The organism is Kitasatospora sp. NPDC056138 (assembly GCF_042264695.1).
In the GTDB taxonomy this organism is placed as follows: domain Bacteria; phylum Actinomycetota; class Actinomycetes; order Streptomycetales; family Streptomycetaceae; genus Kitasatospora.
In genome coordinates this window covers 41,839-65,218 of the sequence record NZ_JBHJVK010000032.1, presented here as the reverse complement: position 1 = coordinate 65,218, position 23,380 = coordinate 41,839, and the positions used below count along the sequence as shown (strand labels likewise).

The following is a 23,380-nucleotide window of genomic DNA, read 5'->3' as shown; positions in this document are numbered from 1 at the left end:
TTCGTCGATTTCGTGATCGACGGGCGGGTGTTCGCCGACCCTGTGTGAGGTTCGCCGAACAGGCAACGCCGGGCCACGACAGGCGGAAGCATCGGCGGGTGTGTATGAACCCGTTGAGGGACCGCCGATGCTTCCGCTGCCGACGCTACCGGCGTCGCTGTTGCGGGTGTTCGGGATCGTGTCCCGTGGAAGAGCTGAAAATAGGGTGCGAACCCCCATGCCGACAACGAGAGTGTCCAGGTGCTGATCAAACTCCTGCGTGCCCATCTGGGCCGCTACTCCAAACCGATCTCACTGCTAGTCCTGCTCCAACTCGTCTCCACGATCGCCGCGCTCTACCTGCCGACGCTCAACGCCGACATCATCGACAGCGGGGTGGTGAAGGGCGACACCGGCTACATCATGCGGACCGGCGCCGTGATGGTCGCCGTCACACTGGCCCAGGCGGTCTGTTCGATCGGCGCCGTGTACTTCGGGGCGCGCACCGCCATGGCGGTCGGACGGGACATCCGCGCCGCCGTCTTCGACCGGGTGCAGAGCTTCTCCGCCCGGGAGCTCGCGGGCTTCGGCGCGCCCTCACTGATCACCCGCACCACCAACGACGTCCAGCAGGTCCAGATGGTGACCCTGATGGCGTTCACGCTGATGGTGGCCGCGCCGATCATGTGCTTCGGCGGCATCGTCATGGCGCTCAACCAGGACGTGCCGCTCTCCGGCCTGCTGCTCGTCGCGGTCCCCGCCCTGGGCATCGTGGTCACCCTGCTGGTGCGCCGGCTGCGCCCGCAGTTCCGCGCCATGCAGAGCAGGATCGACGGCGTCAACCGGATCCTGCGCGAGCAGATCACCGGCATCCGGGTCATCCGCGCCTTCGTCAAGGACGGCCACGAGCAGGACCGTTTCGCCGGAGCCAACGCCGAACTGACCGAGGTCTCGCTGCGGGCCGGCCGGCTGATGGCCTTCATGATCCCCACCGTGTTTCTGGTGGTGAACGTCTCCAGCGTCGCCGTGCTGTGGTTCGGCGGGCACCGCATCGACAGCGGCGGGATGCAGGTCGGCGCGCTGACCGCCTTCCTCTCCTACCTGATGCAGATCCTGACGAGTGTGATGATGGCCACCTTCATGTTCATGATGGTGCCGCGTGCCGAGGTCTGCGCCGAGCGGATCGAGGAGGTCATGGGCACCGAGTCCAGCGTCGTGCCGCCCGCCGCCCCGGTCACCGAACTGCCCCGCCGCGGCCACCTGGAGCTGCGCGGCGTCGACTTCTGCTACCCCGGCGCCGAGGCCTCGGTGCTGCGCGGCATCGACATCCTCGCCCGGCCCGGCGAGACCACCGCCGTGATCGGTTCCACCGGCAGCGGCAAGTCCACCCTGCTCGGCCTGGTCCCCCGGCTCTTCGACGCGACCGGCGGCCAGGTGCTGGTGGACGGCGTCGACGTCCGCGAGCTCTCCCCCGCGCTGCTCGCCGAGACCGTCGGACTGGTCCCGCAGAAGCCGTACCTGTTCTCCGGGACGGTCGCCAGCAACCTCCGCTACGGCCGCCCCGACGCCACCGACGAGGAGCTCTGGCAGGCGCTGGAGACCGCACAGGCCAAGGACTTCGTCGAGAAGCTCCCCGAGGGCCTGGACGCTCCGATCGCCCAGGGCGGCAGCAACGTCTCCGGCGGCCAGCGCCAGCGCCTGGCCATCGCCCGCGCGCTGGTCCGCCGCCCGGAGATCTACCTCTTCGACGACTCCTTCTCCGCCCTCGACTACGCGACCGATGCCAGGCTGCGCAAGGCGCTCTCCAAGGAGACCGCCGGAGCGACCGTGGTGATCGTCGCCCAGCGGGTCAGCACCATCCGGGACGCCGACCGGATCGTGGTGCTGGACGAGGGCGCCGTGGTCGGCAGCGGCACCCACCAGGAGCTGATGGCCGACAACCCGACGTACCGGGAGATCGTGCTCTCCCAGCTCACCGAGCAGGAGGCGGCGTGACCACCCCAGAGAAGACCTCGCCCGCCGCCCCGAAGAACGCCCCGGCGGGCGGCGGCCGGAACTCCGCCTCGCAGGAGGCCGCGGCCCGGCGCGGCTCGGGTGGCCCCGGCCGGTTCATGGGCAGCCAGGGCCAGGAGAAGTCGCTGGACTTCAAGAACTCAAGCAAGCGCGTGCTGAACCTGCTGCGCCCCGAGCGGACCACCCTGGGCGCCGTCCTCGTCCTCGGCGTGCTCAGCATCGGCTGCGCCGTGGTCGGGCCCAAGGTGCTCGGACACGCCACCGACCTGATCTTCGCCGGGGTGGTCGGCCGCCAGTCGCCGGCCGGGCTGACCCACGACCAGGTGATCGAGGGCCTGCGCCACCAGGGCAAGGGCGGTGTCGCCGACATGCTCGCCGGGGTGGACTTCACCCCCGGCCACGGGATGGACTTCAACGCCATCGGCAACGTGCTGCTCTGGGTGCTGGCGATCTACCTCGTCTCCGCCTGTTTCGGCATCGTCCAGGGCAGGCTCGCCGCCCGCGCCATCAACCGGACGGTCTTCCGGCTGCGGGAGTCCGTCGACGCGAAGATCTCCCGGCTGCCGCTGAGCTACTTCGACCGGCAGCCGCGCGGCGAGGTGCTCAGCCGGGCCACCAACGACATCGACAACATCGGCCAGTCCATGCAGCAGACCATGGGCCAGGTGGTGAACTCGCTGCTCACCATCGTCGGCGTGCTGGCGATGATGTTCTGGATCTCACCGCTGCTCGCCCTGGTCGCACTGATCTCGGTACCGGTCTCGGTGCTGGTCGCCGCCAAGGTCGGCAAGCGGGCGCAGCCGCAGTTCATCACCCAGTGGAAGACCACCGGCGCGCTGAACGCGCACATCGAGGAGATGTACACCGGGCACGCGCTGGTCAAGGTCTTCGGCCGGCAGAAGGAGGCCGCCGAGGTCTTCGCACGGGAGAACGAGGCGCTCTACACCTCCAGCTTCAACGCGCAGTTCATCTCCGGCATCATCCAGCCCACGATGATGCTGATCGGCAACCTCAACTACGTGCTGGTCGCGGTGATCGGCGGCCTGCGGGTGGCCAGTGGCGCGCTGACCATCGGCGACGTGCAGGCGTTCATCCAGTACTCCCGGCAGTTCAGCCAGCCGCTCACCCAGGTCGCCTCGATGGCGAACCTGGTGCAGTCCGGGGTCGCCTCGGCCGAGCGGGTCTTCGAACTGCTGGACGCCCCCGAGCAGACGCCCGAACCCGCCATGCCGGAGCGACCCGCCGAGCTGCGCGGACGGGTCGCATTCGAGGAGGTCTCCTTCCGGTACGACCCGCAGAAGCCCCTGATCGACGGTCTCTCGCTGAAGGTCGAACCCGGCCACACGGTGGCCATCGTCGGCCCGACCGGCGCCGGCAAGACCACCCTGGTCAACCTGCTGATGCGGTTCTACGAGGTCGGCGGCGGCCGGATCACCCTGGACGGGGTGGACATCGCCGCGATGTCCCGCGAGGAACTGCGGGCCGGCATCGGCATGGTCCTCCAGGACACCTGGCTGTTCGGCGGCACCATCGCGGAGAACATCGCGTACGGCGCCACCGGCGCCACCCGCGAGCAGGTCACCGCCGCCGCCAGGGCCGCCCACGTGGACCGCTTCGTGCGCACCCTGCCCGAGGGCTACGACACCGTCATCGACGACGAGGGCACCGGCGTCAGCGCGGGCGAGAAGCAGCTGATCACCATCGCCCGGGCCTTCCTCGCCCAGCCCAGCATCCTGGTCCTGGACGAGGCGACCAGTTCGGTGGACACCCGTACCGAGGTGCTCATCCAGCGGGCCATGGCCCGGCTGCGCAGCGGGCGGACCAGCTTCGTGATCGCCCACCGCCTCTCCACCATCCGGGACGCCGACGTGATCCTGGTGATGGAGAACGGCTCGGTCGTCGAGCAGGGCTCCCACGACGACCTGATCGCCGCCGAGGGCGCCTACGCGCGGCTCTACCAGGCCCAGTTCGCTCAGGCGGTCGCCGAGGTGGACTGACGGCCCTGGTCCGGCCCGCCGTCCGGGGCCGGCCCGGTGAGGGGGAGCTTCGGCTCCCCCTCACTGCGTTCCCGGCCCTGCGCACCGAGGCTCGGGGCACGCCGCTGGCCGAGCAGCGTGCTGCCGAACGCGACTGCCATGCCGAGCAGTTGGACCGCGGTCAGCGACTGGTCCAGGGCGATCCAGCCGATCGCGGCGGCGGAGAGCGGGCTCAGCAGACCGAGGAAGGCCACCGAGGTCGCGGGCAGCCTGCCGATGCCCCGGAACCAGAGCCAGTACGCGAGAGCCGTGTTGAGCACCGCGAGGTAGCCGTAGCCGAGCAGGTTGGTCCCGGTCAGCGCCGGCGGCGCGCCCTCGGCCAGCAGCGCGACCGGGAGCAGCATCAACCCGCCCGCCGTCAGCTGCCAGCCGGTCAGGACGAGCGGACCGACCCCCTCCGGGCGGCCCCAGCGCTTGGTCAGCACGGTCCCGGCCGCCATGCAGGCGGCGCCGCCGAGACCGGCCAGGATGCCGATGGTGTCCAGCCTGGCGGTCGACCGCAGCACCACCAGGGAGACCCCGACCACCCCGGCCACCCCGGCGACCACCGCCCGGCGCCCGGGCCGCTCGCCCAGCAGCAGGACCGCGAGCCCGGTGGCCACCAGCGGCTGCGCCGAGCCGAGCACGGCCGCGACCCCGCCCGGGAGCCGGTAGGCCGCGATGAACAGCAGGGCGAAGAACACCCCGATGTTGAGCGCCCCGAGCACCGCCGACCGCCACCACCAGCTGCCCCGGGGCAGCTTCCGGCCCACGGCCAGCAGCACCAGTCCGGCCGGCAGGGCCCGCAGCGTGGCGGCGAGGAACGGCCGCTCGGCGGGGAGGTACTCGGAGGTCACGACGTAGGTGGAGCCCCAGGAGAGCGGGGCGAGAGCCGTGAGTGCGATCGTCCGCGTCGAAGTGGAGAGCATGCAAATAACTTAGCACTAAGCTAATTGGCGTCAAGCTGCTTTCCGCCAAGCGATCTGTGCCAGACTCGGCTCCATGGACCACCGACAGACCGCCGCACCGACCGCGCCCTCCGCACCCGCCGGAGCGGGCGACGCCGTGGACGCCATCACCGCCCAGTGGGCCCGGGTCCGTCCCGACCTGGAGACCACGGCGATGGCCGCCTTCGGCCGGATCCAGCGGATCGCCCGCACGATGAGCGACCGGATGGAGGCCGCCTACGCGCCCTTCGGCATCGGCCTCGGCGAGTTCGACGTGGTCGCCACACTGCGCCGCTCCGGCGCCCCGTACACCCTCTCGCCCCGCGAGCTCAGCGCCACCCTGATGCTCACCAGCGGCGGCATGACCGGCCGCCTGGACAAGCTGGAACGGGCCGGCCTGGTCACCCGCTCCCCCGACCCGAACGACCGGCGCGCCCTGCGGATCACCCTCACCGACACCGGCATCGACGTGGTCGACCGCGCCGTCACCGTCGGCCTCACCGTCCAGCAGGAGGCCCTCGGCGGCCTCTCCCCCGACCAGGCCACCGCCCTCAACGACCTGCTGCGCCACCTCATGACCACCGCCGGGCCGGCCCCGCGCTGACCCACCTTGGGCAGGTGCCCCGCGGACCGCGCCCCCGAGGGCGGACCGCCGACACGCTACGGTGTGCGGGTGAGTGACGAAGGCTCAGCGACAGTCCCGGACGCGTTCGAGGCCAATCGGCGCTACCTGGGCTCGGTCGCCTACCGGCTGCTCGGCTCGGTCGCGGACGCCGAGGACGCACTGCAGGAGGCCTGGCTGCGCTGGCGCGCCGTGGACCAGACCCGGGTCGCCGACGCCCGCGCCTACCTGACCACCATCGTCACCCGGCTCTGCTACGACCAGCTGGGCTCCGCCCGGGTCCGCCGCGAGTCGTACTTCGGCGAGTGGCTCCCCGAGCCCCTGCTCACCGACGACCGCACCCCGGACCGGCTGGCCGAACTGGGCGAGGAGGTCTCCCTCGCACTGCTCGCGGTGATGGAGCAGCTCACCCCGGCCGAACGCGCCGCCTTCGTCCTGCACGACGTCTTCTCGATCGGCTTCGACGAGATCGCGGCCAGCCTCGACCGCACCCCCGACGCCACCCGCCAACTGGCCTCCCGCGCCCGCCGCCGGGTCAGGACCGGCCGCACGGCGGGCCGCGGCCGAATCGACGCGACCGAGCACCGGCAGGCGGTGCACGCCTTCGCGGCCGCGGCCTCCGGCGGTGACCTGCAGGCGCTGCTCGCCGTCCTCGACCCCGACGTGGTCTGGCACTCCGACGGCGGCGGCATCGTCTCGGCCGCGGTCCGGCCGATCCTCGGCGCCGACAAGGTCTCCCGGCTGGTCCTCGGCCTGGCCCGGAAGTGGCCCGGCATGTACGGGGGCGCCACCCTGGACTCCGTCCAGGTCAACGGCGAGCCCGGCCTGGCGCTGCGCACCGCGGACGGCCGGATCGCCGCCGTGGTGGCCTTCGCCGTCACCGGCGGACGGATCACCGAGGCGTACGCCGTGGTCAACCCGCAGAAGCTCACCCACCTGTCGTGACCCGCCCCGCCCGGGGCGCGTGACCCGGATCACGGTCACACTCGGGCGGAGCACCTCGTCCCCTTGCCGAACGCGCGGAATCCGCACGTAGGGCAACCGCACAGCGGGAGGACACCATGACGGGCAAGCAGATCGTCGTACTGGGCGCGGGCTACGCGGGGCTCGCCGCCGCCACCCGGGCCGGGCGGAACCACCGGGTCACCCTGGTCGCGCCGGAGGAGCGCTTCGTCCACCGGGTCCGCCTGCACGAGACCGCCGCCGGCCACGGCGGCCAGTGGCCCACCGTCGCCCACCTGCTGCGTGGCCGCCAGGTGGAGCACCGTCGGGCCAGGGCAACCGAGATCGACCTGGCGGGCCGCAAGGTCGTCCTGGACTCGGGGGACAGCGTCGGGTACGACACCCTGGTCTACGCGCTCGGCAGCCGGACCGCCTGGCACGACGTGCCCGGCGCCGACGAGCACGCCTACCCGGTCGAGCGCGCCGACGAGATCCACCGGCGGCTGCGGAGCGCCGGACGACCGGGCACGGTGGCCGTGGTGGGCGGCGGTTCCACCGGCATCGAGCTGGCGGCCGAGCTCGCCGAGGCGTACCCGCGCCGGCAGGTGCGGATCATCGCGGCCGGAGCGGTCGGCGGCTGGCTCTCGGCCAAGGGCCGGGCACACGTCCTGCGGGTCTTCGACCGGCTCGGCGTCCAGGTGCACCAGCACCAGCCGGTGACCGCCGTGACCGAGCACGGGCCGCGCACCGACCGGGGCGCCATCGACGCCGAGATCACCGTCTGGGCCGCGTCGATGGAGGTCCCCGAACTGGCCGCCGAGGCCGGGCTGACCGTCGACGGCACGGGCCGGGCGGTGGTGGACGACCGGCTGCGCTCCGTCTCGCACCCGGACGTCCACGTGATCGGCGACGCCGCCGCGGTCACCGTGCCGGGCATCGGCACCCTCCGGATGGGCTGCGCCACCGCCCTGCCACAGGGCCAGTACCTGGGCAGGCTGCTCGCCGGGCGGACCGCGGAGCCGTTCGGCTACCGCTACGCCGCGCAGTGCCTCAGCCTCGGCCGCCGGGACGGGCTGCTCCAGCTGATCCACCCGGACGACTCGATGCGGCCGACCGTCCTCACCGGGACGGCGGGCCGACTGGCCAAGGCCGCGATCGCCGGCGGGGTGCTCGCCACCGTGCGGTGACGTTCCGCGCGGCGGCGGTACGAGGGTGACGGGTGCGGGGCGGCGGGTACGCCGACGGGCCCGGAGCCGGTGCTCCGGGCCCGCCCGCGGTGGTGCTACTTCTTCTCGGTCTTCGGGGCGTCCGCGTCGGTGGACAGCGCGGCGATGAAGGCCTCCTGCGGGACCTCCACGCGGCCGACCATCTTCATCCGCTTCTTGCCCTCCTTCTGCTTCTCCAGCAGCTTCCGCTTACGGGAGATGTCACCGCCGTAGCACTTGGCGAGGACGTCCTTGCGGATCGCGCGGACGGTCTCACGGGCGATGACCCGCGAGCCGATGGCAGCCTGGATCGGCACCTCGAACTGCTGGCGCGGGATCAGCTTCTGGAGCTTCCCGGCCATCATCACGCCGTAGTTGTACGCCTTGTCCTTGTGCACGATCGCGGAGAACGCGTCCACCGCGTCACCGTGCAGCAGGATGTCGACCTTGACCAGGTTGGCGCTCTGCTCGCCGATGGGCTCGTAGTCGAAGGAGCCGTAGCCGCGGGTCTTGGACTTCAGCTGGTCGAAGAAGTCGAAGACGATCTCGGCGAGCGGCAGGGTGTAGCGCAGCTCGACGCGGTCCTCGGAGAGGTAGTCCATGCCCTGCAGGTTGCCGCGGCGGGCCTGGCAGAGCTCCATGATCGCGCCGACGAACTCGTTCGGGGCCAGGATGGTGCCGCGCACGATCGGCTCGTACACCTCGGCGATCTTGCCGGACGGGAACTCGCTCGGGTTGGTGACGGTGTGCTCGCTGCCGTCCTCCATGACCACCCGGTAGATGACGTTCGGTGCGGTGGAGATCAGGTCGAGGTTGAACTCGCGCTCCAGGCGCTCCCGGATGATCTCCAGGTGCAGCAGGCCGAGGAAGCCGCAGCGGTAGCCGAAGCCGAGCGCGACCGAGGTCTCCGGCTCGTAGACCAGCGCGGCGTCGTTGAGGCGCAGCTTGTCCAGGGCGTCGCGCAGCAGCGGGTAGTCGGAGCCGTCCAGCGGGTAGAGGCCGGAGAACACCATCGGGCGCGGGTCCTTGTAGCCGCCCAGCGGCTCGGTCGCACCCTTGTGCATCGAGGTGATCGTGTCACCGACCTTGGACTGCCGGACGTCCTTCACACCGGTGATGATGTAGCCGACCTCGCCGACGCCGAGCCCCTCGGCCACCTTCGGCTCCGGCGAGATGACGCCGATCTCCAGCAGCTCGTGGGTGGCGCCGGTGGACATCATCGCGATCCGCTCACGCTTGGTGAGCTGGCCGTCCACCACACGGACGTAGGTGACCACGCCGCGGTAGGAGTCGTAGACCGAGTCGAAGATCATCGCGCGGGCCGGGGCGTCCTTGACGCCGACCGGGGCCGGGATCCGGTCGACCACGTGGTCGAGCAGGTCCTCGACGCCGAGACCGGTCTTGGCGCTGACCTTGAGGACGTCCTCCGGGTCGCAGCCGATGATGTGCGCGATCTCGGCGGCGTACTTCTCGGGCTGGGCGGCCGGCAGGTCGATCTTGTTGAGGACCGGGATGATCGTGAGGTCGTTCTCCAGCGCCAGGTAGAGGTTGGCGAGGGTCTGCGCCTCGATGCCCTGGGCCGCGTCCACGACCAGGATGGTGCCCTCGCAGGCGGCGAGGGAGCGGGACACCTCGTACGTGAAGTCCACGTGGCCCGGGGTGTCGATCATGTTGAGGATGTGCGTCCTGCCCGCGTTCTCACCGGTCCGCGGCGCCCACGGGAGGCGGACCGCCTGCGACTTGATGGTGATGCCGCGCTCGCGCTCGATGTCCATCCGGTCGAGGTACTGGGCACGCATCTGGCGCGGGTCCACCACACCGGTGATCTGCAGCATCCGGTCGGCGAGCGTGGACTTGCCGTGGTCGATGTGGGCGATGATGCAGAAGTTGCGGATCACCGCCGGGTCGGTCCGGCTGGGCTCTGGCACATTGCTGGGGGTCGCGGGCACCTTGGTCCGATTCTCCGTTGGTCCGGGGGCCGGGGTGTCCGGGTCATCGCTGACCGGCTTCCCGGGGACCGGACGGTCTCGTCCGATCGAAATGGTTCCATCCATCTTCCCACGACGCCGGACCTGTGCGCCGTCCAGCTCTTCCCCCGAACTCTTCCGTGGAGGGCTCGGCGTGGGGAAGGATCGGTGCCCATGATCCTGGAGAGTGCGCTGCTGGATGTCACACCCGGCCGCGAGGAGGAGTTCCTCGCGGCGTTTGCCCAGGCCAGGCCGCTGATCGCGGCCCAACGGGGCTTCCGCACACTGGAACTGCGGCGCTGCCTGGACGAGGGGCGCGGCTCGCGCTTCCTGCTCCAGGTCGGGTGGGAGACCCTGGCCGACCACACCGAGGGCTTCCGGGGATCACCGGAGTACCGGGAGTGGCGGGCCCTGCTGCACCACTTCTACGCGCCGTTCCCCGAGGTCGAGCACTACGGGGAGCCGCTGGTCACCGCGTGAGCCGCGGACCGGGCCGAAGCCGCGAGGGCCGGTGGGGCCGGCCGGTGGGGCCGGCCGGTGGGGCCGACCGGCAGGGCCGGTGGGGCCGGCCGGTGATACCTGTGGGGCCCGTGCCGAGGTGGTCGGTTTGGGCTGCTACGGACGCCCCTGGTAGCGTAGGGCGCTGCACCTGGCCTCGGCATGCCCTCTCAGCAGACCGAGGAGCACCGGGTGCGCACCCGAGACCGATCCATCACAGACTGAGGCTCCTTCGTGGCGAACATCAAGTCCCAGATCAAGCGCAACAAGACCAACGAGAAGGCGCGCCTGCGCAACAAGGCCGTCAAGTCCTCGCTGAAGACCGCTCTGCGCAAGGCCCGTGAGGCCGCTGCCGCCGGTGAGACCGAGAAGGCCGTCGAGCTCGCTCGCGCCGCCTCCAAGGCCCTCGACAAGGCCGCGAGCAAGGGCATCATCCACAAGAACCAGGCTGCCAACAAGAAGTCCGCGATCAGCAAGCGCGTCGCTGCCTGATTCGACTCCGGGCCCGGCCCGGAGCGGTCGGTGTGAACCCGCGGCCCTCTACCCGCTTCCCACCCGACCACCTCTCTCAGCTCGCAGACCGGCCCTCTACCCGGTGCACTGAGACGCAAGACTCCGTACCGCACGCGGCCTGCGTTCGCCACGCGGGTGCGGTACCAGCAGCAGAACCGACAGGCGCCACAGTCCAGCCCTCACCGGGCGACTGTGGCGCCTGTCGGCGTTTCCGGCCCGGCATCCTGCGGATCGGACATCGGGGCAGCGGGGCCTTGGGGTAGCGGGCACCGGGGCCTTGGGGCGACTGGCTCCGGTGCCTTCGGACACGAGGGCGCCGGATCCCGGATCGTCGAGGTGGCGTCGAAACGCGCCCGGCGGTCACTCCATGCGGTCGGCCGATCACCGATATCGTTCGGTGGACCGACCACGCAGCACACCTCTGGGGGCGCGTCCGATGTCATCGCCGACCGATGCCGGGCCCGGATACGGTTCCGGATACGGCTACCCGGGATCCCCGGCCCCCTGCGCGCCGCCGCCGGCCGGCCTGTCCCCGTCACCTCCGACGCCCGTTCCCGCGCCGCCCCTCGGACAGCGGCCACGCCGGGCGCTGTGGTGGGGCCTGGCGGGCACGCTGGTGGCCTCGGTGGTGTGGGCGACGGCGGTGGTCACCGTGCCGGGCCTGGTGAGCGGCAGGGGAACCGGACCGCTGAACCCGGGCGGCTACCGCGTGGTGGGTGATCTCTGCGAGACGGCCCGGCTGAGCCGCTTCAGTCGGCTCTACCCGGCCCAGTCCGGCACGCCGTACCACTACTCGACCCGGCACTCGGCTCTCGACGACATGTACTGCAGCAAGTACGTGAAGAAGACCGACAGGGACGGCGAGTACTCCTCGCTCTTCTTGGAGGCGCAACTGCACAAGGTGACCGATCCCCGCCCGGAGTTCGCGGCCCAGCGGGCCGGCCTGGGACAGCGCCGGTACCGGATCGTCGGGGTGCCCAACCTGGGCCAGGAGGCGTACGTCGGCTTCCTGGACGACCCCGCCAGCACCGACCGGTCCTGGCACTACCTCACCCAGGTGCTGTACGTGCGCGACGGCGCACTGACGTACTGCCTAAGCTGGTCGGGCTCGTACCAGGCGGGCAGGACGCCTCCGCCGGACCAGGACAGCATCAGGCAGGCACTGCTAATGGACAGCCGGGACGTGCTCAGGGCCATCGGCGGAGCCGCCGGAGCCTGACCGACCGCTCGGCCGCTCGGCCGCTCAGCTCTCCTCGGCGCCTCGGTCCGGACGGGCCCGCTCGGCCTGGAACAGCCCGTTCGCTCGGGGCAGGGCGCCGGGCGGCGAGCAGGGGCGGCCGGGTGCTCTGTACGGGCGGGAGCTCAGTACGGCCAGGCTTTCAGTACGGGCGGGTACTCAGTACGGGCGGGTGTTCAGTACGGACGGGCGCCGGAGCGGGCGGCGCGGGCCACCGCGACCACAGCGCGCTCCAGCGCGTACGCCGGGTCGTCCGAGCCGCCCTTGACCGCCGCATCGGCCTTGGCAATCGCCGTCAACGCCGTGGCGACCGCGTCGCCCGTCCAGCCGCGCATCTGCTGACGGACCCGCTCGACCTTCCACGGCGGCATGCCCAACTCCCGGGCCAGATCGGCCGGGCGCATGTTCCGGCCGGTCGTCGCCAACCGGCCGATACTGCGAACACCCGAGGCCAGGGCGTACGTGATACCGGTGGGCGGCTGGCCTACCGCCAGCGCCCAACGGAGCCGTTCCAGTGCTTCGGCCGCCCGGCCGGTGACGGCGAGGTCCGCGACCTCGAAGCCCGTCGCCTCGGCCCGGCCGCTGTAGTAACGGGCCACCACCGTCTCGTCGATGGTGCCCTCGACATCGGCGGTGAGCTGACTGCACGCGGCGGCCAGCTCGCGCAGATCGCTGCCGAGCGAATCCAGCAGGGCCTGACACGCCTCCGGCGATGCCGAGCGGCCCAGGGTGCGGAACTCGCCACGGATGAAGGCCAGCTTGTCACCGGCCTTGGTCAGTTTGGCGCACTGCACCTCACGGCCACCGGCCTTGCGGCCCGCGTCCAGCAGGCCCTTGCCCTTCGCGCCACCGGCGTGCACCAGCACCAGGATCACCTCGTCGGCGGGCGCCTCGATGTACGCCTTGACCTCCTTCACCGAGTCGGCGGAGAGATCCTGCGCGGCCCGGACCACGATGACCTTCCGCTCGGCGAAGAGCGAGGGTGTGGTCAACTCGGCCAGACCGCCGGGCTGGAGAGCACCAGGAGCCAGGTCGCGCACGTCGGTGTCCGGATCGGCCGCCTTGGCAGCGGCCACCACCTGGGCCACCACACGGTCGAGCAGCAGCTCCTCCTGGCCGACCGCAAGGGTCAGCGGGGCGAGCAGATCGTCGGGTGCACTCTTCCTGGCCATCGTTACCAGGATCGCACGCTGTACCGACAACAACGTCCGGACCCGCTCTCCCCAGCAAGCCACGGGATCTGCACAATGGTGCGGGTGACCACGAACTTCACCCGTCAACTCCTCGTTCTTCCCGACCGCGACGCCGCCGACGAGGTGGCCGAGGAGCTCTCCGCCCGCTGGCCCGACCTGGGCGAACTCGAAGTAGTCCGGGACTCGCTGGCCGGCGAGGACGACGCCGAGGACGCCCAGTGGCTGGTCGTCGTGGACCCGCCGGAGGAGACCGGCTGGACCCCTGAGCTGCTCTCCGCCCTGGACACCCTCGCCGCCGACCAGGACGGCTGGCGCGAGGAAGGCTGACCCGAAGGCCCGCGAGGGCAGGCGGGAGCACCCGTACGGAGTCGCCGGTACGGAGTCGCCGGTACGGAATCGCCGGTGCACAGGACCTCGGTGCGCAGGAAGGCGGTGCACCACTGTCGACACACAGCGGCGGTGCACGGCTGCCGACACACGTCGGGCTGACACGGCCTCATTCCAGCGCCCCCGCATCCCGCTGCCGGAGCGGTCGACGCCCCGCAGTCCAGGGGGCGTTGCCCGGTCCGGCGGAACGTTGTCCATCTTGTCCGACGGGCGCTGTGCCGGGGGTTGAGAGCTCCCGGTACGGCGCCTTTGAACCAGGGCGGCGGAGCTCGCGCCAGGGACACCTGGCGACGGTGATGCGTCGCCGCCCCGAGAGCGGCAGAGGTGCCGAGAATCGCGATGTCGCCAACCTGATCGGTGCGCAGGACCGTTGAGCCGAGGGAACGCAACCGGGCGACGGTCCGGGGTGCCGGATGCCCGTACGGGTTGTCGCTCCCGCAGGAGATGAGCGCGAGGCGGGGGTGCAGGGCTGCGGTGAACTCCCAGTCCTGGTGGCCCGAACCGTGGTGGGCGACCTTGAGGACATCCACCCGAGGCGGCGTCAGCCGAGTGCGCAGAGCGGCCTGGGCCGGGGGCTCCAGATCGCCCAGCAGGGCGATCCGCAGAGCGCCGTTGGAGGGACCGACCGATGCCAGCAGGGCGATGCTGGCGTTGTTCGCTCCCGGGGTGGCGGGGCCGAGAGTGCCATCGGGCCACAGGACGTCCCAGGAGAGTTCGGGCCCTGCGGAACGGTGTTCACCACGCTGGGCGCGTTGGACCGGCAGACCGGCGGCCGCCGCCCAGGCGAGCACCCGGGAGTACTCCCCCACCGGCGTGTCCAGGGTGGTGACTTGGAGCGCCCCCACCCGGCGGCCACGCAGCACCCCGGGCAGCCCCTCCGCGTGGTCCGCGTGGAAGTGGCTCAGTACCAGCAGCGGAATCCGCGTGATGCCGAGGTCGCGCAGGCAGCTGTCGGCGGCGTGCGGGTCGGGCCCGGTGTCCACCACGATCGCGCTGTCCGGTGTCTCGTCGCCGGTTGAGCGAATGGGCAGAACGGTCATGTCCCCCTGTCCGATGTCGCACATGACGAGCTGCCACCCCTTGGGCGGCCAACCCGTGGCGATCCTGGTGAGCAGCGGCGGGCGCAACAGGACGAGCAGCAGGATCAGACCGAGGACTGCCGCCAGCCCGGCTCTGACGCGGTGCCCGGCGGACCGGGACTGTCGAGTACCGGTGGCCGGAGCCGGTGCATGCGGTGGCAGAACCGCGGCTCGGGCTGCCCCCGGGAGCCGGGTGCGGGTGAGCGGGGCGGCCCGGAAACCGGCGGGGAGCAGGAAGGGCCGGGCCGCCCAGACGAGGGCGAGCGTCGCAACGGCAAGCAGGGCAGCCCCGAACGCACCTTCGGGCCAGGCGAGTTGAGCACCCGGGACGGCGGCCCCCGACCGGGCGACGCCCGCCAGCCAGCCGACGGGGAGCGCAGCCAGATCCGCCAGGAAACGGGCTGCCGCGTGGGAGACCGGGTCGGCCACGAGGGCGGCGAACCCGAGCAGCGTGGTCGGTACGACGGCGGGCTCGGCCAGCAGGTTGCAGGGGAGCGCGACCAGGCTGACCCGGGGCGCCAACAGGATCGTGACGGGCGCGCAGAGTGCCTGGGCTGCGGCCGTGGCGGCGACGGCGGTGGCCAGGTGATGCGGCCAGCGCCGTTCGACCAGCGCCGCCGTCCAGCGCGGGCCCAGGGTGAGCAGGCCGGTGGTGGCGAGCACCGACAGGACGAACCCGTAGGAGCGGGCGAGGTAGGGGTCGAGGAGGACCAGGGCGAGTACGGCTGCGGACAGTGCCGGGAGCGCCCGTCGTGGCCGCCCGGTGCCGAGGGCGAGCAGCCCGACCAACCCCGTGGCGGCGGCCCGGAGCACGCTGGGATCCGGCCGGCAGACCGTCACGAACGCCAGCGTGAGCCCGGTGCCGAGCACGGCGGTGGTGCGCAGCGGTAGGCCGATGCGGCCGGCCAGCCCGCCGCGTCCGGGTGTGCCGGCCTGACCGGGCACGCCGACCAGGACGGCCAGCACGATCATCAGGTTCGCGCCGCTGACGGCGGTCAGATGGCCGAGGTCTGTGGCGTGGAAGGCCTCGTCCAGGTCGTCGGGAATCCGGGAGGTGTCGCCGACGACGAGTCCGGGCAGCAGACCTCCGATGTCGGCGGGCAGGTGCTCGCAGGCGGCGCGGAGGCCGGAGCGCAGTCGGCTGGCCAGCCGCTGCGGCAGGCTCGGCGGGGCGAGCAGGGTCGGTCGGCCGCGCGCCAGCAGGACAGCGGCGGTGGTCTGGACGTCTTCGTGCGCGGGGAGCACGCGTACGTCCGTGCGCAGCCGGGTGGAGGGGATCAGATCGCGCCAGCCGTCGGCGTCCTGGGCGCGGATCATGACGGTTACGGGAGTCCGGGTTCGGACGGTGCGGGAAGCGGGGGTCTGTGCCGTGCCGGAGGGTGCGGGCGCGGAGCCGGTCCGGGCATCGGCCGGTCTCACGGGCTGCGGGAGGGTGACGCTGTCGACGATGGCGTCCACGGTCACCAGGAACTGGCCCGGGGCAGTGCCACGTGCATGGGAGGTGTGCCCCCTGGGATCTCCCGCGATGGTGAGGCTGACGGTCAGTTCCGGTGACGGCCCCGCCTTCGGGGCCCCCGGGTTGCCCGACGGGACTGCGGGAGCGGCGGATCCGGCGACGCCGCCGGGGTCAGCGGGATCAGTGGGGTCAGTGGGATCAGTGGGGTCAGTGGGGTCGACGGAGTCAGGACCGTCGACGGGGGCGGAGGTCTGCGGGTGGGCGAGACCGGGCAGCGGGCCCCGGTGGAGGTCGGCCGTGTGCAGCAGGGTGGTGACCGTCCCGGCGGCTGCGGTGAGCAGGACGGCGGCCAGCAGGACGGACGTGCGCCGGTGCCGCCCGGCCGGCCGCACGAGGAGCAACAGCGCGGTGGCCGCCGCGAGCCCGGCGAGGGGCAGGCACAGTGGTCGGTACTCCGGAGCCAGACCGAGGACGGTGAAAGCAGCTGCCCAGGCCGCGAGAGCCGGAAGGATGAGCCGGAACTCGGCCGGTTCGGGGCAGACGGATGAGCGGGAGAGCCCCGAGGCCTCGGACAGGGTGATCGTGGCGCACCTCCTTCGGACGTTCTGCGGGCGGTAGCCGTCTACAGCGGCGGACGGTTGACGGATGGACCGCTGACCGGGTGTCAGAGCGTGAGCAGGGCGCGGAGCTCGCCGAACTTGCGGGCGCCGATGCCGCTGACCTGTCGGAGCTGGTCGAGCGAGCGGAATCCACCGTGCTCCTGGCGGAAGTGGACGATCCGCTCGGCCAGCGTCGGGCCGATTCCGGGCAGCGCGTCGAGCTGCTCGATGGTGGCCTGGTTCAGGCTGAGCGGTCCCTTCGGGCCGCCGGCAGCAGCGGCAGGAGGCTGCCCGGCCGGTGCACCGACCACGATCTGCTCGCCGTCGGTCAGCAGCCGGGCGAGGTTGAGACCGGTGGTGTCGGTCTCGGGGAGCGGGCCGCCTGCGGAACTCACGGCGTCGGAGACCCGCGAACCGCTGGGCAGCGTACGCAACCCGGGATGCCGGACCTTTCCGGCCACCTCCACGACCACCACTGCGCCCGAGGGCCCCGCACCCGACGCCCCCGCAGCGGACGACGTCGGCGGATCGGCACCACTGTGTGCCGCCGCAGGACTTGCGACGGGCACGGCGGCCGGGATCGACACCGGCTCCGGCCGCCCGAGCCAGAAGTGCTGCACGGCGTAGCCGACAGCGAGCAGGAGCAGCACGGTCAACCCGAGCACCGCCCGCCGGTCGAGTGCCAGGCCGGGGTGGAGCGCCGGCAGCCGTACCCGTCGGCGCCGCAGCCCGGTTGGCCTGGCGGTCGCATCGGGGGGCGACGGTAGCCGGTCGACGGCTGCCGACGCCCTGTCGGTCCGGTCCGGGGCGTCCGGTTCAGCCTCCAGCCGTTCGTCGGTCGCGTAGGCCGCGGACGGCCCTGCGGGCGGGCCCGCCGCAGCACGCTCGTACAACCGCAGCAGTGACGTGGGGCTCCGCTCACGCAGTACGGGATCGGATGACGGCGCCCGCCCGGAGACCGGAGTGACCTGCACCTTCGGCACCCCGGGCGGCCGCCCCGGCTCCGATCGCTCGTCCGGCCCGTCCGAACCCGAGTCCAAATCCGGGCCCGAGTCGGAATCCGGACCCGAGTCGGAATCCGAATCCGAATCCGAATCCGAATCCGCTGACAGCTCGTCCGGCTCCAGGAGCCTGCTCGACTCGAGCAACTCCTCCGGCGGTAGCGGCTCGGGGGTGCCGAATGCTTCCGACGGCTTCGGCGGCTCCTGTGGGCCGGGCGGAGAGCCGGGCCGAGGCGGCGAGAGCGTCCTCCTGGTACCGCGAGCGCCCGATGGGCGGTGGCGCCCGGCCGGGGCCGGCTGCTGCGGCTGCTGGTCGGTCAGGAACAGGTTGGCCATCCGGTCCCGGACGGCTTCGGCGGTCTCACGGCGGCGGGCGGCGCCCGGTGTCATCGTCCTCATGCCGAGGACGGTACGAGCAGATCCGCACCCCGCCCCGAATCCGTCGAATCCCTGTGGACAACTCGGGGTTGTGGATAACTCCGGTCGCCCGAACGAGTGAGTTTCAAACGGGACAGGGCACCTGGACGCCTCAGCGCGGCGAGATCACGACCGCGAGCAGCCCAGGGCCGACATGTGCGCCGATCACCGCGCCGACCTCGCACACGTAAAGGTTCCTGAGGCCGGGGATCCGCTCCCGCAGACGTTCGGCCAGCGGTTCCGCGCGTTCCTCGGCGGCCAGGTGGTGTACGGCGATGTCGACCTCAGCGGTCCCCGCTTGCTCGACCGCGAGCTCCTCCAGCCTGGCGATCGCCCGGGAGGCGGTGCGGACCTTCTCCAGCGGCTCGATCCGGCCACCGGACAGGTGCAGCAGCGGCTTCACCGCGAGCGCCGAGCCGAGCAACGCCCGCGCGGCACCGATCCGGCCTCCGCGCCGGAGGTACTCGAGGGTGTCCACGTAGAAGAAGCTGCTGGTCGTCGCGGCACGGGCGGTGGCGGCGGCAACCGTCTCGTCCAGGCCCTGACCTGCCTCCAGGGCCTGGGCGGCGGCCAGCACGGTATGACCGAGGGCCATGCCGACCACACGGCTGTCGACGACCCGGACCGGGATCCCGGCCTCGGTGGCGGCGAGCCGGGCGGCCTCGTAGGTACCGGAGAGCTCCCCCGAGATGTGCACCGAGACGACCCCGGAGGCACCCTCCTCGGCGGCGGCGCGGTAGGCAGCGGCGAAGGTCTCCGGACTGGGGCGGGAGGTGGTGACCCTGCGCTTGGCGCGCAGCGCCTCGGCGACGTCCTTCGGGGAGATCTCCACGCCCTCAGCCAGCACCTCGTCGCCCACGGCGACGCTGAGTGGGACCACCACGATCCGATGCCGGTCGATGGCTTCCTGCGGCAGATAGGCCGTCGAGTCGGTGACGAGTGCGAGACGGTCGGGCATGAGCCGGAGGTTACTCCCCGTCCGGCGCAGAAGACAGCGCCACCACCTGCGAACGCCCTGCATGGACCGGGCAAGGACCGACCACTCGGCTCACCCCGCAGCCGGGCAGCGGCGCGGGCCACGCCACCCACACGCCCCGCCCCACCCCACCCGCACGACCCGACAGGGGGTCGGGCACACGGCCGACCCGTGCCCCGGCGGCGGCCAAACGGAGGCCGGGCTCAGCCGACGGACGGGTTCCCGGCCGAAGGACCGGCCGAAGGACCGGCCGAAGGCTTGCGCAGCCGCTGGGCAAGCCGGGCGAGTGGTTCGGCGGCAAGCCCGAGCACGTCCTCGGCGCTCTGCTGACGCCCTGCGCCCAACCCCTTGCGCTCCGCGCCGGCCCCCTTCTGCCCCTGTGCGGAGGACGTGAACCCCGTACCCCCGGCCCCAGCCGAAACCGAGCCGTCGCCACCACCGGCACCGAAACCCGCACCCGCAGCACCAGCCGGCTCCCAGTGTCGCAACGACCCTGCCTCGGCCTCACACGCCTCGCTGAGCCGCGCCAGCTCGTCGTCCGCGAAGCGGTGCATCCGGTCCTGCGCGGCCCAGCGCATCGACTCCGCAGAGTGGGTGATCCGCTCGGCCCGCTCGGTCAGTTCGGGCAGCTTGGTCGCGACCCGTCCCTGGTCGGGCTCGCGCTCCAGGATCCGCAACTCACCGTCCAGCTCGACCGCGTGCGCGTCGAGCCTGGTCAGCAGCTGGAGGGCTTCGGCGAGTTGGCCGTCCTCGGGCAGACCGGCCTCCAACACCCTGCGGGTGCCCTCGAGCGAGGTCCGCAGTGAGAGGCGGACTGCGGAGATCCTGCCCACGGGACCGGGTTTGGTGAAGGTCTTGGCCTTCAGCGCGGCGTTCTCGACGGCGCGACGGGCGTTCGCCTCGTGCTCGCCGACCTTCGCCGCCACCCGCCTGGTGGCCTTCACCGCCCCGACGACCAACATGGCCAAGGCGGCCACCACGAAGAGCAGAACCATGCCGAACACCATGCCGATCGCGTCCATCACCAGCCACCTTCCGCCACCCACCAGGGGCTTCCACGGTAGCCGCACCCACATCCGCAGGTCTTCGCAGAACGGACATCCCGACCGAGATCAGGGAACCTTCAGGGACATCCCCCAAGGCAACGACGGCCCTCCCCCGAGAAGGCGGAACGCGGACCACAGCACGGAGAACGCAGAGCACACGCGGACGGAGCGCGGGCAGGGCAACCGCCGGAACGCTCACGGAGCGCGAAGGGAGCAGGAGGGCAGCGAGAAGGGTGGCCCTCCCCCGGAAACCAAGCACCCGGGGAGGGCCACCCTTCGAAGAACCGAACCCGTCAGCCCGTGACGATGTTCACCAGCTTCGGCGCCCGCGCGATGACCTTGCGCACGGCCGCGTCACCGATCGCCGCCACGACGGCCGGGTCGGCCAGCGCCAGCGCCTCCAGCTCGGCGTCGGAGATCGACGGCGCGACCTCCAGCCGGGCCTTGACCTTGCCCTTGATCTGGACGACACAGGTGACCGTCTCGTCCACCACGTACGCCGGGTCGGCGACCGGGTAGTCGGCGTAGGCCAGCGAGCCGTTGTGGCCCAGCCTGCGCCACAGCTCCTCGGCGATGTGCGGGGCCAGCGGGGCGACCAGCAGCACGATCTGCTCGGCCACCTCTCGGGGCGTGGAACCGCGCTTCACCAGGAAGTTGTTCAGCTCGATCGCCTTGGCGACCGCGGTGTTGAAGCGCAGGTCGGCCATGTCGCCGCGGATGCCGTCGATCGCCTTGTGCAGCGCGCGCAGGGTGGCCTCGTCGGCGGGCTCGTCCGTCACCACCAGCTCGCCGGTGGTCTCGGAGACGATGTTGCGCCACAGCCGCTGCAGGAAGCGGTACGAGCCCACCACGGCCCGGGTGTCCCACGGGCGGGAGACGTCCAGCGGGCCCATCGACATCTCGTACAGGCGCAGCGTGTCGGCACCGTACTCGTCGGCGATCTCGTCCGGGGCGACCGCGTTCTTCAGCGACTTGCCCATCTTGCCGGCCTCGCGCTTGACCGGCTCGCCCTGCCAGAAGTACTTGCCGTCGCGCTCCTCGACCTCGGCGGCGGGCACCGGGAAGCCCCGCTCGTCGCGGTAGACGTCGGCGGTGATCATGCCCTGGTTGAACAGCTTGTGGAACGGCTCGACCGAGGAGACGTGGCCCAGGTCGTGCAGCACCTTGTGCCAGAACCGGGCGTACAGCAGGTGCAGCACGGCGTGCTCGGCGCCACCGACGTACAGGTCGGCGCCACCGGCGGGCTTCTCGGCGGTCGCGCCCAGCCAGTACTGCTCGTTGGCCTGGTCGACCACGCGCTCGCCGTTGACCGGGTCGACGTAGCGCAGCTCGTACCAGCAGGAACCGGCCCAGTTGGGCATGGTGTTGGTCTCGCGGCGGTACGTCTTCACGCCGTCGCCCAGGTCCAGCTCGACGTTGACCCAGTCCTCGTTGCGGGACAGCGGGGTCTTCGGCGAGGAGGTGGAGTCGAACGGGTCGTAGGTGTGCGGCGAGTAGTCGTCGACCTCGGGGACCTCGACCGGCAGCATCGACTCGGGCAGCGCGTGCATCACGCCGTCCTCGTCGTAGACGATCGGGAAGGGCTCGCCCCAGTACCGCTGACGGCTGAACAGCCAGTCGCGCAGGCGGTAGTTGACCGTTCCCTCGCCGATGCCCTGCTCGGCCAGCCAGGACGTCACCGTGGCCTTGGCCTCGACGACGCTCAGGCCGTTCAGGGCCAGGCCGTCGTGGGCGGAGTTGACGATGACGGAGTCGTAGGTGTCGAAGGCGTCGTCCCACTCGGCCGGGTTCTCGCCGCGGCCGTCGGTCGGCTCGACCACGCAGCGCATCGGCAGGCCGAAGGCGCGGGCGAAGGCGAAGTCGCGGTGGTCGTGGGCGGGGACGGCCATGATGGCGCCGGTGCCGTAGCCCATCAGCACGTAGTCGGCGATGAAGACCGGCACGTCCTCGCCGCTGACCGGGTTCACCGCGTACGCGCCGGTGAAGACACCGGTCTTGATCTTGGCGTCGACCTGGCGCTCGACGTCGGACTTCGCGGCGGCCTCGGCACGGTAGGCGGCGACGGCCTCGGCGGGGGTCGCGGCGCCTGCGGTCCAGTCCTCGCGGACGCCCTCGGGCCAGGCGGCCGGGACGATCGAGTCGACCAGGCCGTGCTCGGGCGCCAGCACCATGTAGGTGGCGCCGAACAGGGTGTCAGGACGGGTGGTGAAGACGGTGATGGCGTCGCCGTCGACGGCGAAGTCGACCCGGGCACCCTCGCTGCGCCCGATCCAGTTGCGCTGCTGCAGCTTGATGGCCTCGGGCCAGTCCAGCAGGTCCAGGTCCTTGATCAGCCGGTCGGAGTACGCGGTGATCCGCATCATCCACTGGCGCAGGTTGGACTTGAACACCGGGAAGTTGCCGCGCTCGGAGCGGCCGTCCGCGGTGACCTCCTCGTTGGCCAGGACGGTGCCCAGGCCGGGGCACCAGTTGACCGGCACCTCCTTGGAGTACGCCAGGCGGTACTCGCCCAGGACGTCGTCACGCTCGGCACCGGACAGCTCGGACCAGGCACGGCCGCCCGGAACCTCGCGCGAGCCGTCCTCGAACTGCGCGACCAGCTCGGCGATCGGGCGGGCCTTGGCCGCGTCCGCGTCGTACCAGGAGTTGAAGATCTGCAGGAAGATCCACTGGGTCCAGCGGTAGTACTCGGGGTCGATCGTGGAGATCGAGCGGCGCGAGTCGTGGCCCAGGCCCAGGCGGCGCAGCTGCTGGCGCATGTTGGCGATGTTCGCCTCGGTGGACACCCGGGGGTGGGTGCCGGTCTGCACCGCGTACTGCTCGGCGGGCAGGCCGAAGGCGTCGTAGCCCAGGGTGTGCAGCACGTTGTGGCCGGTCATCCGCTGGTAGCGGGCGTACACGTCGGTGGCGATGTAGCCCAGCGGGTGGCCGACGTGCAGACCGGCGCCCGAGGGGTACGGGAACATGTCCATGATGAAGCTGTGCGGCTTCGCGGTGACGTCACCGGCGGTCGGGTCGGCCAGCGCGCCGGCCGGGTTGGGGGCGTTGAACGTGCCCTCCTTCTCCCAGACGTCCTGCCAGCGGGACTCGATCTCCGCGGCCAGGGCCGCGCCGTACCGGAAGGGCTCGCCGGCAGCCTCGACGGCGGCGGAAGCAGGTGTCGTCTCGCTCATGGTCCTTCAAGCTCCATCGATGTCGGTTAGCGAATCGTCAGCCGAGCGGCCACCCGGGAAGCGGGCGGTGCCGTAAAACAAAAAAGCCCCTCGCAGGAGGGGACGCCACGCCGAC

General features: G+C 71.7%; 16 protein-coding genes and 1 pseudogene. 9 read left to right on the top strand and 8 right to left on the bottom strand.

What is annotated here, in order from left to right; all coding sequences use genetic code 11:
- The first annotated feature begins 240 nt into the window (after positions 1–240).
- Together ACFC1R_RS20345 and ACFC1R_RS20340 are read left to right on the top strand one after the other, a co-directional pair.
- Positions 241–1,974, top strand: coding sequence for an ABC transporter ATP-binding protein (locus tag ACFC1R_RS20345; protein WP_375940442.1), 1,734 nt, complete (start codon positions 241–243; stop codon positions 1,972–1,974).
- Entirely contained in the window at positions 1,971–3,989 is a 2,019-nt protein-coding gene (locus tag ACFC1R_RS20340) for an ABC transporter ATP-binding protein (protein ID WP_375940440.1), read from the top strand. The genes ACFC1R_RS20345 and ACFC1R_RS20340 overlap by 4 nt, the downstream gene beginning before the upstream one ends.
- Here the strand turns inward: ACFC1R_RS20340 and ACFC1R_RS20335 are convergent.
- Positions 3,965–4,936, bottom strand: coding sequence for an EamA family transporter (locus tag ACFC1R_RS20335; RefSeq protein WP_375940438.1), 972 nt, complete (start codon positions 4,934–4,936; stop codon positions 3,965–3,967). The two genes, ACFC1R_RS20340 and ACFC1R_RS20335, sit on opposite strands and share 25 nt — an antisense overlap.
- Positions 4,937–5,009: 73 nt before the next feature.
- Between ACFC1R_RS20335 and ACFC1R_RS20330 the strand changes: the two genes are divergently transcribed.
- The 3 genes from ACFC1R_RS20330 (at position 5,010) to ACFC1R_RS20320 (ending at position 7,705) form a co-directional block, all read left to right on the top strand.
- Positions 5,010–5,558: a MarR family winged helix-turn-helix transcriptional regulator gene (locus tag ACFC1R_RS20330; RefSeq protein WP_375940436.1), complete on the top strand. Its 549-nt coding sequence runs from the start codon at positions 5,010–5,012 to the stop codon at positions 5,556–5,558.
- A 69-nt stretch (positions 5,559–5,627) separates the two neighbouring features.
- Positions 5,628–6,521: an RNA polymerase sigma factor SigJ gene (sigJ, locus tag ACFC1R_RS20325; protein ID WP_375940434.1), complete on the top strand. Its 894-nt coding sequence runs from the start codon at positions 5,628–5,630 to the stop codon at positions 6,519–6,521.
- Between the two features lie 116 nt (positions 6,522–6,637).
- On the top strand, positions 6,638–7,705 hold the full coding sequence (locus ACFC1R_RS20320) for an NAD(P)/FAD-dependent oxidoreductase (protein ID WP_375940432.1): 1,068 nt from the start codon (positions 6,638–6,640) through the stop codon (positions 7,703–7,705).
- Positions 7,706–7,800: 95 nt separating this feature from the next.
- Here ACFC1R_RS20320 and lepA read toward each other — a convergent pair whose 3' ends face one another.
- On the bottom strand, positions 7,801–9,672 hold the full coding sequence (gene lepA / locus ACFC1R_RS20315; RefSeq protein ID WP_375940430.1) for a translation elongation factor 4: 1,872 nt from the start codon (positions 9,670–9,672) through the stop codon (positions 7,801–7,803).
- Positions 9,673–9,864: 192 nt separating this feature from the next.
- Here lepA and ACFC1R_RS20310 point away from each other — a divergent pair, with 192 nt between their 5' ends.
- From ACFC1R_RS20310 to ACFC1R_RS20300, 3 genes are all read left to right on the top strand, one after another.
- Positions 9,865–10,170: an antibiotic biosynthesis monooxygenase family protein gene (locus ACFC1R_RS20310; RefSeq protein ID WP_375940429.1), complete on the top strand. Its 306-nt coding sequence runs from the start codon at positions 9,865–9,867 to the stop codon at positions 10,168–10,170.
- 252 nt (positions 10,171–10,422) lie between these two features.
- Entirely contained in the window at positions 10,423–10,680 is a 258-nt protein-coding gene (gene rpsT / locus ACFC1R_RS20305; protein ID WP_375940427.1) for a 30S ribosomal protein S20, read from the top strand.
- A gap of 646 nt (positions 10,681–11,326) precedes the next feature.
- On the top strand, positions 11,327–11,920 hold the full coding sequence (locus tag ACFC1R_RS20300) for a hypothetical protein (protein WP_375940425.1): 594 nt from the start codon (positions 11,327–11,329) through the stop codon (positions 11,918–11,920).
- 194 nt (positions 11,921–12,114) lie between these two features.
- Here the strand turns inward: ACFC1R_RS20300 and holA are convergent, their stop codons facing one another.
- Positions 12,115–13,110 (bottom strand): DNA polymerase III subunit delta, encoded by a 996-nt coding sequence (gene holA, locus ACFC1R_RS20295; protein ID WP_375940423.1) that lies wholly within the window; start codon positions 13,108–13,110, stop codon positions 12,115–12,117.
- 75 nt (positions 13,111–13,185) lie between these two features.
- Here holA and ACFC1R_RS20290 point away from each other — a divergent pair, with 75 nt between their 5' ends.
- Positions 13,186–13,458 carry a hypothetical protein gene (locus tag ACFC1R_RS20290; RefSeq protein WP_082119488.1) on the top strand — a complete coding sequence of 91 codons (273 nt, stop codon included), beginning with the start codon at positions 13,186–13,188 and terminating at the stop codon, positions 13,456–13,458.
- A gap of 914 nt (positions 13,459–14,372) precedes the next feature.
- Here the strand turns inward: ACFC1R_RS20290 and ACFC1R_RS20285 are convergent.
- From ACFC1R_RS20285 to leuS, 5 genes and pseudogenes are all read right to left on the bottom strand, one after another.
- Positions 14,373–15,914, bottom strand: a pseudogene (locus tag ACFC1R_RS20285) (ComEC/Rec2 family competence protein); the annotation flags it as partial.
- An 803-nt stretch (positions 15,915–16,717) separates the two neighbouring features.
- Complete coding sequence (locus tag ACFC1R_RS20280; protein WP_375940420.1) at positions 16,718–17,626, bottom strand: ComEA family DNA-binding protein; 909 nt, start codon at positions 17,624–17,626, stop codon at positions 16,718–16,720.
- 556 nt (positions 17,627–18,182) lie between these two features.
- Positions 18,183–19,028: a DegV family protein gene (locus ACFC1R_RS20275; protein ID WP_375940418.1), complete on the bottom strand. Its 846-nt coding sequence runs from the start codon at positions 19,026–19,028 to the stop codon at positions 18,183–18,185.
- A 221-nt stretch (positions 19,029–19,249) separates the two neighbouring features.
- Entirely contained in the window at positions 19,250–20,092 is an 843-nt protein-coding gene (locus ACFC1R_RS20270) for a hypothetical protein (protein ID WP_375940416.1), read from the bottom strand.
- 293 nt (positions 20,093–20,385) lie between these two features.
- Positions 20,386–23,265: a leucine--tRNA ligase gene (gene leuS, locus ACFC1R_RS20265; protein WP_375940414.1), complete on the bottom strand. Its 2,880-nt coding sequence runs from the start codon at positions 23,263–23,265 to the stop codon at positions 20,386–20,388.
- Between the last annotated feature and the right edge of the window lie 115 nt (positions 23,266–23,380).